This is a genomic window from Streptomyces sp. NBC_01571, from assembly GCF_026339875.1.
GTDB lineage: Bacteria > Actinomycetota > Actinomycetes > Streptomycetales > Streptomycetaceae > Streptomyces.
In genome coordinates this window covers 5,010,538-5,021,818 of the sequence record NZ_JAPEPZ010000001.1, presented here as the reverse complement: position 1 = coordinate 5,021,818, position 11,281 = coordinate 5,010,538, and the positions used below count along the sequence as shown (strand labels likewise).

At 71.9% G+C, this 11,281-nt stretch carries 11 protein-coding genes; 7 read left to right on the top strand and 4 right to left on the bottom strand.

Going from position 1 to position 11,281, the window contains the following annotated elements; all coding sequences use genetic code 11:
* The first annotated feature begins 206 nt into the window (after nucleotides 1-206).
* From OHB41_RS22570 to OHB41_RS22560, 3 genes are all read left to right on the top strand, one after another.
* Nucleotides 207-734 carry a helix-turn-helix domain-containing protein gene (locus OHB41_RS22570; RefSeq protein WP_266700038.1) on the top strand — a complete coding sequence of 176 codons (528 nt, stop codon included), beginning with the start codon at nucleotides 207-209 and terminating at the stop codon, nucleotides 732-734.
* Nucleotides 735-839: 105 nt separating this feature from the next.
* Nucleotides 840-1,430 (top strand): hypothetical protein, encoded by a 591-nt coding sequence (locus tag OHB41_RS22565; RefSeq protein ID WP_266700037.1) that lies wholly within the window; start codon nucleotides 840-842, stop codon nucleotides 1,428-1,430.
* Nucleotides 1,431-1,570: 140 nt separating this feature from the next.
* Nucleotides 1,571-1,906, top strand: coding sequence for a DUF2516 family protein (locus OHB41_RS22560; protein ID WP_266706057.1), 336 nt, complete (start codon nucleotides 1,571-1,573; stop codon nucleotides 1,904-1,906).
* A 142-nt stretch (nucleotides 1,907-2,048) separates the two neighbouring features.
* On the opposite strand, the gene OHB41_RS22555 is transcribed toward OHB41_RS22560, so the two are convergent.
* The 3 genes from OHB41_RS22555 to OHB41_RS22545 form a co-directional block, all read right to left on the bottom strand.
* On the bottom strand, nucleotides 2,049-3,401 hold the full coding sequence (locus tag OHB41_RS22555; RefSeq protein ID WP_266700036.1) for a PP2C family protein-serine/threonine phosphatase: 1,353 nt from the start codon (nucleotides 3,399-3,401) through the stop codon (nucleotides 2,049-2,051).
* A gap of 336 nt (nucleotides 3,402-3,737) precedes the next feature.
* Complete coding sequence (locus tag OHB41_RS22550) at nucleotides 3,738-4,859, bottom strand: C40 family peptidase (RefSeq protein ID WP_266700035.1); 1,122 nt, start codon at nucleotides 4,857-4,859, stop codon at nucleotides 3,738-3,740.
* Nucleotides 4,860-5,103: 244 nt separating this feature from the next.
* Nucleotides 5,104-5,916, bottom strand: a complete 813-nt coding sequence (locus OHB41_RS22545) for a class I SAM-dependent methyltransferase (RefSeq protein WP_266700034.1) — start codon at nucleotides 5,914-5,916, stop codon at nucleotides 5,104-5,106.
* Nucleotides 5,917-6,150: 234 nt separating this feature from the next.
* Between OHB41_RS22545 and mshA the strand changes: the two genes are divergently transcribed.
* The 3 genes from mshA (at nucleotide 6,151) to OHB41_RS22530 (ending at nucleotide 9,906) form a co-directional block, all read left to right on the top strand.
* On the top strand, nucleotides 6,151-7,488 hold the full coding sequence (mshA, locus tag OHB41_RS22540; protein ID WP_266700033.1) for a D-inositol-3-phosphate glycosyltransferase: 1,338 nt from the start codon (nucleotides 6,151-6,153) through the stop codon (nucleotides 7,486-7,488).
* Between the two features lie 37 nt (nucleotides 7,489-7,525).
* A complete protein-coding gene (locus OHB41_RS22535; RefSeq protein ID WP_266700032.1) occupies nucleotides 7,526-8,017 on the top strand; it encodes a type III secretion system chaperone family protein in 492 nt (163 codons plus the stop codon).
* Nucleotides 8,018-8,142: 125 nt separating this feature from the next.
* Nucleotides 8,143-9,906, top strand: coding sequence for a glycosyl hydrolase family 28-related protein (locus tag OHB41_RS22530; RefSeq protein WP_266700031.1), 1,764 nt, complete (start codon nucleotides 8,143-8,145; stop codon nucleotides 9,904-9,906).
* Between the two features lie 10 nt (nucleotides 9,907-9,916).
* Here the strand turns inward: OHB41_RS22530 and OHB41_RS22525 are convergent, their stop codons facing one another.
* Nucleotides 9,917-10,714 (bottom strand): helix-turn-helix transcriptional regulator, encoded by a 798-nt coding sequence (locus OHB41_RS22525; protein WP_266700030.1) that lies wholly within the window; start codon nucleotides 10,712-10,714, stop codon nucleotides 9,917-9,919.
* Here OHB41_RS22525 and OHB41_RS22520 point away from each other — a divergent pair.
* Nucleotides 10,713-11,198, top strand: a complete 486-nt coding sequence (locus tag OHB41_RS22520) for a PTH2-like family protein (protein ID WP_526024952.1) — start codon at nucleotides 10,713-10,715, stop codon at nucleotides 11,196-11,198. The genes OHB41_RS22525 and OHB41_RS22520 overlap by 2 nt on opposite strands.
* Nucleotides 11,199-11,281: the final 83 nt, after the last annotated feature.

Below are 11,281 nucleotides of genomic sequence, written 5' to 3'. Positions count from 1 at the left end.
ACGAGCACGAGAGCGGCAGGGCCGAGCGCGGGGATGTACCCGCCGCGCACGGCCGCACTCCGCCGGCGGGTGGCCCCGTCGCCGAGCGGCACGGCGCGGGTCCCGGCTCGGCGCCTGCGTCCGGCCGGGGGGCTTTCGGCGTGGCACAGCGCACTTTTGCAAGCGGGTGCTTGCAATTGTTAGCGGAAGTGCGGCAAGGTGGAGCCATGGCATCGCTCAACGTCGGCAATCTCGGTGAGTATCTGCGCGATCAGCGGCGCAACGCGCAGCTGTCCCTGCGGCAGCTCGCCGACGCCGCCGGGGTGTCCAATCCGTATCTGAGCCAGATCGAGCGCGGGCTGCGCAAGCCGAGCGCGGAGGTGCTGCAGCAGGTCGCCAAGGCGCTGCGGATCTCCGCCGAGACGCTGTACGTGCGGGCCGGCATCCTCGACGCCGAGCGGGACCGGGACGAGGTGGAGACACGTGCCGTCATCCTCGCCGATCCCACGCTGAACGAGCGGCAGAAGCAGGTACTGCTCCAGATCTACGAGTCCTTCCGCAAGGAGAACGGATTCGAGATCACGCCGGACATGGTCCAGGGCGAGGCACAGGACATGACCGAAGGTGTGGTCCAGGAGATGGCGCAGGACCCGGTGCGGAACATATCGGACACCCAGCAATCGCCGGACACCGCTGTCCGCGGCCCCCGCACGGCCGGCGGAAGCGATGCCGATCCGCAGCAGACCGCCGGTTGACCCGTACCGGCGGCGGCAGTGCCGCCGCCACCGGTGCGGACCGGCAGGTTTCGCCGCGGACCACCCAAACCCTCAGCTGAAAGCGACTCCGGGAGGATCATCGCCATGGCCATCACCGACGACATCCGCAAGGCCGCCACGGACCCGACCCCGCTGTACTTCCTGGCCGGCACCGCCGACCTGGCCGTCCAGCAGGCCCGGAAGGTCCCCGGCATCGTGGAGCAGATCCGCGCCGAGGCCCCGGCGCGCATCGAGACCGTGAAGAACATGGACGCGAACACCGTCCAGGAGAAGGCCGCCTCCCGTGCCAAGGAGGCGCAGGAGACGATCCAGACCCGGGTGACGGGCTTCATCAGCACCCTCGACACCGACCTCAAGAAGCTCGGTGAGTCCGCCCAGGACCTCGCCCTGCGCGGTGTCGGCGTCGCCGCCGAGTACGCCGTGAAGGCCCGGGAGACGTACGAGAAGGTCGCCGAGCACGGCGAGCAGACCGTGCGGACCTGGCGCGGAGAGGCGGCCGACGGCATCGAGGAGCTGGCCGTGGCCGTCGAGCCGGAGGCGCAGTCCGCCCAGGTCAAGCAGGAGCCGAAGCCGGCCACGGCCGCCGCCGAGCCGACCGCGGCCAGGAAGACCGCGCCGAAGAAGGCCCCGCTGCGCAAGCCCGTCGCCAAGAAGACGACTCCGCCCGCGAAGTGAGCGACTGCCGCCGGACCGCCGACGGACGTGGTGGGCGAACGGCGTAGTGATGCGGGGACGGGCCGGGCACTCTCAGAGTTCCCGGCCCGTTCTCCGGGTACGGTGACCGTAGAGATGATTCGATCCGGGCGGTGGGCATAGTGCTGTTGACGGCATTCGGCGGCTTCATGTCGCTGATCTTCCTGGCCATTCTGGTGCTCGCCGTGGTGGCACTGGGAATGGCCGCGATCGCCCGCGATGACGCGTACCGGGCGGCGGACAAGCAGAGCAAGATGTTCTGGCTGATCATCCTGGGCATCACGGTGGCCGTGAACCTGCTGGTCCCGATGATCTTCCTGCAGATCGCGGGGCTGGTCGCCACGATCGTCTTCTTCGTGGACGTACGCCCCGCGCTCCGTCAGGTCTCCGGAGGCGGAGGCCGTCGCGGCGGAAGCAGCAGCGACGGCCCCTACGGTCCGTACAACGGCGGTCGTTGACCACCTCGCCCAAGACGCGCGCGGCCCTCGCCGGCTCCGGTGATCGCACCGCTCCGTCCGCTCCGTCGGACAGGCACGACGCTTCGTCGGCCGGGCCCGACGGTCCGGCCGACGAGCACGGCACTCCGGTGGGCGTACGACGCTAGGGCGTGCGGTCCAGCAACAGCACCGCGACGTCGTCCGTCAGCTCTCCGCCGTTGAGTTCGCGCACCTCGCTGACGGCGGCCCGCAGCAGCTGCTCGCCCTCCAGTCCCTCGGCGAGCTGGCGGCGGACCATGTCCACCATGCCGTCCTGGCCGAGCCGCTGGTTGCCCTCGCCGACACGGCCCTCGATCAGACCGTCCGTGTAGAGCATCAGACTCCACTCGCCGCCCAGCTCCACCTGCTGGCGCGGCCAGCGGGCGCCGGGCAGCAGACCGAGCGCCGGGCCGCCGTTCTCGTACGGCAGCAGTTCGGCCGGGCGGCCGGGGCGGGCTATCAGCGGGGACGGGTGACCGGCCAGGCAGAGCCCGGCACGACGGCCGTCCGGCGCGATGTCCACCGTGCACATCGTCGCGAAGATCTCGTCGTTCTCACGTTCGTGCTCCAGTACCTGCTGGAGCGTCGAGAGCAGCTCGTCGCCGCACATCCCCGCGAACGTCAGCGCCCGCCAGGCGATGCGCAGCTCCACGCCGAGCGCCGCCTCGTCGGGTCCGTGCCCGCAGACGTCGCCGATCATGGCGTGCACCGTGCCGTCGGCCGTACGGACCGTGTCGTAGAAGTCGCCGCCGAGCAGCGCCCGGGACCGACCGGGGCGGTAGCGCGCGGCGAACCGCAGCGAGGAGCCCTCCAGGAGCGGGGTCGGCAGCAGACCGCGTTCCAGGCGCGCGTTCTCCTGGGCACGCAGCCTGGACTCGGTGAGCCGTCGCTCGGCCCTGTCGGAACGTTTCCGCTCCACCGCGTACCGGATCGCGCGGCTCAGCAGCCGGCCGTCCAGCTCATCGCGGAAGAGATAGTCCTGGGCGCCGACGCGTACCGCTTCGGTGCCGCGCTCGGCGTCACCCGACGCGGTGAGCGCGAGGACGGCGTGCCGGGGCGCGAGCCGCAGGACGTGCTTGAGCGTGGCCAGCTCGTCGTCCGACTCGGCGGCCCGGCCCGGCGCCGGCAGCGCGAGGTCGAGCAGGATGCAGTGGACGTCGTCGGTGAGCAGCCGCTCGGCCTCGGTGAGGTTGCGGGCGGTACGGATACGGATCGGCTTGCCGGCGGCGTCGAGCATTTCGGGCACGCTGAGGGAACCGGCCGGGTCGTCCTCGATGACCAGCAGGGTCAGGTTGGTGGTGCTGTCGACCGGGGTCGCGGCGCGGGGCGCCGGCTGGGCTTCGGCCGGGCCGCCAGTCGCGTGTCCGGCGGGGCCGCCGGTTGACTCTCCGGATGGGCCGCCGGGTGAGAACGCGGCTGAAGCCTGACCACTTTCCACGGCCGGGATCGCTCTCTGCCGCGGTATGGGTACGGGCATCGTCTGTTCCTTCCCTCCCCCCGAGGGCGTGGTGGGGCGAAGGTCCTCGACCCACCGACGGGGACCATAGCGGTAGCGGACGCCGCGGGGGAATGGTGCGCGGCGGGGCGTCCGGCAATCGGCCACCGTCATATGCCGCATCCTGTACCGCACTTGGACAGGATGCCGGGTCACCGAAGATGACGAACGTCACGTCCCCGGGCGGGGGAGGTATGCGCCCCCGTGGGGCAGGTCACGTGCGGTGGGTCACGACGCGGGCGGGCGGCGTGCGGGGCCCGGTCACCGGGCGGTCACGCCCGATGCCTCAGGCCGGGCCCCACGCCTCACGCCCGCGCCTCACGCGTCCGGCCGTACGACCCCCAGGATCGGCATCGATCCCGCGCCCGCGACGGTCACCGTCCGCCCCGGCCGGGGCGCGTGCACGATCGCGCCGTCCCCGATGTACATCGCGACATGGCTGGCGTCGTCGAAGTAGATGATCAGGTCGCCGGGGCGCATGTCCTTGATGTCGACGTGGGTGAGTTGCTTCCACTGCTCCTGCGAGGTGCGCGGAATGCCGTGGCCCGCGGAGATCCAGGCCTGGGAGGTCAGCCCCGAGCAGTCGTACGACTTCGGGCCCTCGGCGCCCCACACGTACGGCTTGCCGATCTGGTCGGTGGCGTACTGCACGGCCTTCCTGCCCTGCGCGGACGCCTTGCCGTTGATCTCCGCCAGGACGCCGGAGCTCAGCCAGGCCGTCTGCGCCTTGTGGGCGGCCTCCTCCTCGAGCTTCGCCAGCCGCTCCTTCTCCTCCTTCTGGAGCTGGGACTGCAGCTTCTCGGCGGCGGCGATCTGCTTCTTGATCTTCTTCTGCGCCTCGGCCTTGGCCTCGCGGTTGGCCTCGAGCTTCTGCCACTGGGCGGAGGCGTCCTTCGCGTACTGCTCCAAGTCCTGCTGTGTGCGGGCCATCTCGGCGAGCAGGCCCTTGGTCGCGTGCTCGCCCTGGCGGACCCTGCCCGCGCCGTCCAGGTACTCCTGGGGGTTCCTGCTCAGCCAGAGCTGCGCCTCGGGGGGCAGGCCGCCGCCCCGGTACTGCGCCCGGGCCGCGGCGCCCGCCAGGTCCTTCAACCGGTCGAGTTTCTCCTGGCCCTTGACGATGTCCTGGGCCAGGTCGACGATCTGGGCGGACTGCTGGCGGGCCTTCTCCTCGGCGGCGTTGTAGGCGTCCGTCGCGACCGCCGCGTCGTGGTAGAGATCGTCCAGCTTCTCGCGGATCGCCTGGAGATCCTTCTTCTTGCGCATCGCCTGGGGATCCTGGACGGCCGCACCGCCCGCGCCGGCCGTACCGCCCGACGGGGTGGATGACGGTGTGGAGCCCGGTGTCGGGCTCGCGTACGCCACGCCCGGTGCCGACAGCACCGCGCAGGCGCACGCCACTACCATGGCAGCCGTGGTCAGGCTCCGCTTGCCGGATCCCATTGCTCCGCCCCCCAACTGATTTACCGTCAGTAACTTATGGACGCCTGGGGGATCGTGCCATGTCGGCGCGCAACGCGACAGAGGCGGGCAAGAACTCCCTTCCCACCGTCGCGCTTCCGCAAGACGATCTCCCCGCCTGTGTGACGAACCACTCATGGAGTTCGTTCCGTGAGTGGTGCGGGCGGGTGAGGTCCGCGGCCGTTCGCCGAAGCGCGCCCGCGCGCCGGGGTCACACCTCCGGTCGTCACACCCCTGGCGCCAGGGCCTCCCAGCCCACCGTGACCTCACCCTGGCGCCAGCGCGCTATCGCGTCGGTCACGGGCCAGTCGGCCGCCAGGTCGCGGACCGTGCGGATCCAGCGCTGCCGCGCGCCGTACGAGGCGTAGGGCGCGGCGGCCGCCCAGGCGCGGTCGAAGTCGCGCAGGAACGCGTGGACGGGCTCGCCCGGGACGTTGCGGTGGATCAGGGCCTTCGGCAGGCGCTCGGCGAGGTCCGAGGGGCGGTCCAGGGAGCCCAGCCGGGTGGCGAAGGTGACCGTGCGAGGGCCCTCGGGGCCGAGCGCGACCCAGACGTGCCGGCGGCCGATCTCGTCGCAGGTGCCCTCGACGAGCAGGCCGCCCGAGGAGCCCGGACCCGCCGGCGCCAGACGGGCGCACAGGCGCTCCCAGACGGCGGCGACCTGCTCCTCGTCGTACTGGCGCAGCACGTTGGCCGCGCGGATGAGTGTCGGTCCGCCCTCGACCGGGACCTCGAAGCCGCCGTGCCGGAAGGTGAGCCCCTCCCGCTCGTACGGCCGCGCCGCCGCGACCCTGGCCGGGTCGATCTCCACACCCACCACTCGGGTGCGCGGCGCGACCGTGCGCAGGCGCGTCAGCAGCTCGACCGCGGTCCAGGGGGCCGCCCCGTAACCGAGGTCGACCGCCACCGGGCCGGGGCTCCGGCGCAGCTCGGCGCCGTGGGTGGCCGCGATCCAGCGGTCCATCCGGCGCAGGCGGTTGGGGTTCGTGGTCCCGCGCGTCACCGTACCCACGGGGCGGGACGCGGCGCGGGCTGTCATGCGTACGAGAGTAGGCGGCCGTACGCGACGCCGTGTCCGCCTGTGGACAACCTCCGTCCCGGCCGCCGGCCCTGTGGACAAAGACCGCGTACGCAACTCGCTATCGAACGGTTGATCGACCCCTGGTAATGATTCGGCAAAAGGGAAATGGAGCGGCCTGCTCCGGCGTTCCCCAGGATTGGAGGGTGCGTCGCACCCTCCGACCGGCATGCCCGCAGCGAGGAGGAACGCCACGTGAGCCAGTACGTCAGCAGGCTCGGGCGGCGCTCCCCGGCGACGCCGTCACGGCTCAGGCTGAACCGAAGGCCCCGTCGCGTCGCGATGCTCTCCGTGCACACCTCCCCGCTCCACCAGCCCGGCACGGGCGACGCGGGGGGCATGAACGTCTACATCGTGGAGCTCGCCCAGCGCCTCGCCGCGATCAACATCGAGGTCGAGATCTTCACGCGGTCCACGACGGCCGCTCTCCCGCCGACCGTCGAGCTGGCCCCCGGAGTCCTCGTCCGGCACGTCGACGCCGGCCCCTACGAAGGCCTCGCCAAGGAGGACCTGCCCGCCCAGCTGTGCGCCTTCACGCACGGCGTCATGCAGGCCTGGGCCGGGCACCGCCCCGGCTACTACGACCTGGTGCACTCCCACTACTGGCTCTCCGGCCACGTCGGGTGGCTCGCCGCCGAGCGCTGGGGCGCGCCCCTGGTGCACGCGATGCACACCATGGCCAAGGTCAAGAACGCCGCGCTCGCCGAGGGCGACAGCCCCGAGCCGGCTGCCCGTGTCATCGGCGAGACCCAGATCGTGCGCGCCGCCGACCGCCTCATCGCCAACACCGCGGAAGAAGCCGACGAACTCGTACGCCACTACGAGGCCGAGTCCGGCAAGGTCGCCGTCGTCCACCCCGGGGTGAACCTCGACCGCTTCTGCCCGGCCGACGGCCGCGCCGCGGCCCGCGCCCGCCTCGGGCTCCCGCAGGACGCCCTGATCCCGCTCTTCGCGGGCCGCATACAGCCCCTGAAGGCCCCCGACGTGCTGCTGCGCGCGGTCGCCGTCCTGCTCGACGAGCGTCCCGAGCTGCGCCGCAACATCGTCGTCCCCGTGGTGGGCGGTCCCAGCGGCAGCGGTCTCGCCAAGCCCGAGGGCCTGCAGAAGCTCGCCGCCCGGCTCGGTATCGCCGATGTCGTGTGCTTCAGGCCGCCCGTCGACCAGGAGCAGCTCGCGGACTGGTTCCGGGCCGCGTCGGTGCTGGTCATGCCCTCGTACAGCGAGTCCTTCGGTCTGGTGGCCATCGAGGCGCAGGCGGCCGGCACGCCGGTGCTGGCCGCCGCGGTCGGCGGACTGCCCGTCGCCGTGTGCGACCGGGAGACCGGTTTCCTCGTCCCCGGGCACGATCCCGCCGCCTACGCGCGCGTGCTGCGCGATTTCGCCGACGACCGGACGCTCCCGGCCCGGATGGGCGAGGCCGCCGCCCGGCACGCGCAGCGCTTCGGCTGGGACACCGCGGCGGCGGCCACGGCGGACGTGTACACGGCGGCGACACAGAGCCACCGCCGCAAGGTCCGCGGCCACCAGGGCTGACACCGCCGCTGTCGGACGGCTGACGTACGCTCGCCCCATGGCTGACGCAGCGTCGATCGTCGAGCAGACCCTCACAGAGGCCGAGCTGGAGTGGGAGAGCCCAGCGACGGGCTCGTACGTCGTGAAACTGCCCGGCACCCGCAAGCTCTCGACGACCGTCTCGCTGATCGTCGGCAAGCACTCCCTGTCGCTGAACGCCTTCGTGGTCCGCCATCCCGACGAGAACGAGGAAGGCGTCCACCGCTGGCTCCTGGAGCGCAATCTCAAGCTCTACGGCGTGAGTTACGCGGTCGACCCGCTGGGGGACGTGTACCTGGTCGGCAAGCTGCCGCTCGCCGCGGTCACGCCGGACGAGATCGACCGGCTGCTCGGTTCGGTCCTGGAGGCCGCCGACGGGTCTTTCAACACTCTCCTGGAGCTCGGTTTCGCCTCCGCGATCCGCAAGGAGTACGCCTGGCGGGTCTCCCGTGGGGAGTCGACCCGCAATCTGGATGCGTTCACCCATCTGACTCAGCGCCCGACCGACTGACTCATGGTCCAGTCCAACTAACTCCGCATGCCCTCTTCCGGGCGGGCCTCCGCAGTGGCATGCTCACCGCCGACGCAGATCTGAACGTCATTCACATCCATGGATGCGAGCGAAGGCGGGCGGGCATGAGCGAGGAGCACGTGGGCATCAGCAGGCGGGGCCTGCTCGGCAGCGCCGTGGCCGTGGCGGCCGCCGCCGTGACGGGCGGCCCGGCGGCGGCCGCGTCCGGTCGTGCCGCGGCCGCCGCCGGGCCGCCGGTCACGGAAGCCGGGGCGGCGGGAACGGCCGCCGCGTCGACGGGCACGGAAGCCGCGCGGCACGGGGCGCACGGCCGAGTGCCCGGAATCTGGCGGGAGTTCACCCGCTCCCCCTTCACCCACCCGCAGATCCCGTACGTGGGGCGGGCCGGTTTCCGGGGCGGGACGGCGCGCTTCCCCCGCCGCCCCGTCGTGGCCGACGTACGCGACTTCGGCGCCGTGGCGGACGACGGCGTGACGGACTGCGCACCCGCGATCAACCGTGCCATCGCTGCTGCCGGCAGGGCCGGCGGTGGCACGGTTCTCATCCCGCCCGGCACCTTCCGCGTCGACGGCCTGATCCGAGTCGGCGACTCGAACGTCGTCCTGCGCGGCGCCGGCAGCGACCGTACGAAGCTGTACGCGACCAGGAACCTCACCGAGCTGATCGGCGTCTACGGCTCCCGCTACGGCGGCGACAAGTCCTCCTGGTCCTGGGCGGGCGGCCTCATCTGGCTGGCTCCCACGGCCCGTTGGGATTCCCTGGTCGCCGCCGTCCGGGCGAAGGCCTGGCCCTTCGAGGGCTGGACCGGCAACCGTCGCGACGAGTGGGAGACGCTGACCGCGGTGGCACCCGCCACCCGTGGTTCATGGACGGTGACGGTCACCGATCCGCACCGGCTGAAGGCGGGCCGGCTCGTCCTGCTCCGCCTCGCCGACGACGCCGGCCACACCCTGCTCGAGCACATGGCGGGCGGCGGCCCCGGCCCCGAGGCCTACTACTGGGACGACAAGACCAAGCTGACCAGCTACGTCCCCTACGAGTGGCCCGTGCGCGTCAGCCACGTGCGGGGCACGAAGGTCACCCTGGAACGTCCCCTCCCGCTCGACATACGCCCCGAGTGGGACCCGCGACTGACCACCCTTGTGGAGCCACTGACGGGCTCGGGCGTCGAAGGCCTCACCCTGGAGGCCGTCGAGACACCGCAGTCCCCGCACCTCCTGGACAAGGGCTACAACGGGGTCGTGTTCCAGTGCGCGTACGACTGCTGGGCGGACGACGTCGTCGTGCGCCACGTGGACAACGGCTTCGGACTCGTGGCCGCCTCCGCCTGCACCCTGCGCCGCACCCGCGTGGCCGGCCGCGGCTCGCACCACCCGTACTTCTGCCGCGAGGGCTCTCACGACAACCTCGTCGAGGACTTCACCATCGAGCAGCGCACGGTCCCGGCCCCGGCGGACACCCAGCTCCACGGCATCAACGTGGAGGGGCTCTCCTCCCACAACGTCTGGTCGCGCGGCGACATGCGGATGGGCACTTTCGACTCCCACCGCGGGATGCCCTTCGCCAACGTCCGCACCGACATCACCGTCGACAACAACGGCCGCCACGGCGGGGACGCCTCCGCAGGCCCCCTCTTCGGCGCCCGCTTCACCCACTGGAACATCCGCGACACCAACAACCGCGCCGGCCTCGTCAAGATCGACGGCCTCGCGCCCTACAGCGCCACGGTCGGCGTCAACACCTGCACGGAGTTCGACCAGATCGACGTACCCGACTTCACCGGCGACCTGCACTCCCGTCTGGAGCTGTACGGGACGACGGACGTCGTACGGCCGCGGAACCTGTACGAGGCACAGCGCGACCTCTGAGGACGTGTGGCTACCGCCGCGCCCCGCCGCGGAACCGCCCCGGGGCGACGCCGACCAGCCGCTTGAACTGGCGGGTGAGGTGGGACTGGTCGTAGAAGCCGGTCGTGGTGGCCACCTCGGCCGGTCTGCCGCCGTCCAGGAGCAGCCGGCGGGCGCGGTCGACGCGCCGCGACATCAGGTACTGGTGCGGCGCGATCCCGAACGCACCGCTGAACGCCCGTACGAGATGGGCGGGATGGGCGTGCAGGAGCCGGGCGGCCTCGTCGAGGGTGACCCCGTCGACGAGCCGCGCGTCCAGCAGCTCGCGCAGCCGGTCGGCGAGCGTGACGTCGGGACGCGTCTCCGCGAGGGAACGCGGACGCAGGTGGCCGCGCAGCCGCTCGGCCACCAGCGTCAGCCTGCTCTCGGCCTCCAGTTCGTCACCGGGGTGCGCGAGAGCGGTGTGCAGCTGCCCGACGCGTCGGCGCAGCAAGGGGTCGCGCAGGTCGGGACCGTCCACCGCGGGGCCGATGAGACTCTCGTCGAGGCGGCTCAGGTCGAGGTAGAGGACCCGTTTGCGGAATCCGTCCTCGGTGACCGGCGAACCGTTGTGGGGGACGTGCGGCGGCAGCAGCGAGACCGTGTCGTGCGGGGTGCCGTGCTCGTGCCGGTCGAGGTCGTAGCGCACGGCACCGTCGTCGACGATCAGCAGCGTCCACGCCTCGTGGACGTGCATGGGGTACGCGTACTCGGTGTAGTGGGCGTGGAAGACCTCCACGACGCCCGGGATCCGCGGGCGCCATGCGGAGATCTCCCGCTGGGCCGCCATGCAAACAACGTACAAGACGAGGGCGTACGGCGGTCGGCAGTCTCGAGGCATGAGCACACCGGACAACGAGCCCATCCGTTTCGACACGAAGATCGCCGTGCTGCTGAGGGACGACCTGGAGCCCTGGCAGCGGCTCAATGTGACCGCCTTCCTGGTCAGCGGCCTCGGGGCGACCGTCCCCGAGGTGGTCGGCGAGCCCTATGCCGACGCGGACGGCGTCCCGTACCTGCCCATGTTCCGCCAGCCGGTCATGATCTTCGAGGGCGGCAAGGAGACGCTGACCGCGGCGCACGGCCGCGCGCTGGTCCGGGCGCTGCCGCGGGCGGTCTTCACGTCCGACCTGTTCGCCACCGGCAACGACCGGGACAACCGGGCCGCCGTACGGGCCGTACCGACGGCGGAACTGGATCTGGTCGGGCTCGCCGTGTACGGGCCGCGGAACGGGGTGGACAAGGTGTTCAAGGGAGCCCGGATGCATCCCTGAGGCGGCCGGCCGGCCGCCGGCCGGGCGGGTTGGTTGCCACGCCCCCGAACGCGTGCCACGCCCCTCGGGATGCGCGACACGCC

Excerpts from the sequence above, each read along its gene's own strand:
- OHB41_RS22570 (WP_266700038.1), top strand. The coding sequence starts at position 207 with ATGGCATCGCTCAACGTCGGCAATCTCGGTGAGTATCTGCGCGATCAG.
- OHB41_RS22565 (WP_266700037.1), top strand. The coding sequence starts at position 840 with ATGGCCATCACCGACGACATCCGCAAGGCCGCCACGGACCCGACCCCG.
- OHB41_RS22555 (WP_266700036.1), bottom strand. The coding sequence starts at position 3,401 with ATGCCCGTACCCATACCGCGGCAGAGAGCGATCCCGGCCGTGGAAAGT.
- OHB41_RS22550 (WP_266700035.1), bottom strand. The coding sequence starts at position 4,859 with ATGGGATCCGGCAAGCGGAGCCTGACCACGGCTGCCATGGTAGTGGCG.
- OHB41_RS22545 (WP_266700034.1), bottom strand. The coding sequence starts at position 5,916 with ATGACAGCCCGCGCCGCGTCCCGCCCCGTGGGTACGGTGACGCGCGGG.
- OHB41_RS22535 (WP_266700032.1), top strand. The coding sequence starts at position 7,526 with ATGGCTGACGCAGCGTCGATCGTCGAGCAGACCCTCACAGAGGCCGAG.
- OHB41_RS22530 (WP_266700031.1), top strand. The coding sequence starts at position 8,143 with ATGAGCGAGGAGCACGTGGGCATCAGCAGGCGGGGCCTGCTCGGCAGC.
- OHB41_RS22520 (WP_526024952.1), top strand. The coding sequence starts at position 10,713 with ATGCAAACAACGTACAAGACGAGGGCGTACGGCGGTCGGCAGTCTCGA.
- OHB41_RS22525 (WP_266700030.1), bottom strand. The coding sequence starts at position 10,714 with ATGGCGGCCCAGCGGGAGATCTCCGCATGGCGCCCGCGGATCCCGGGC.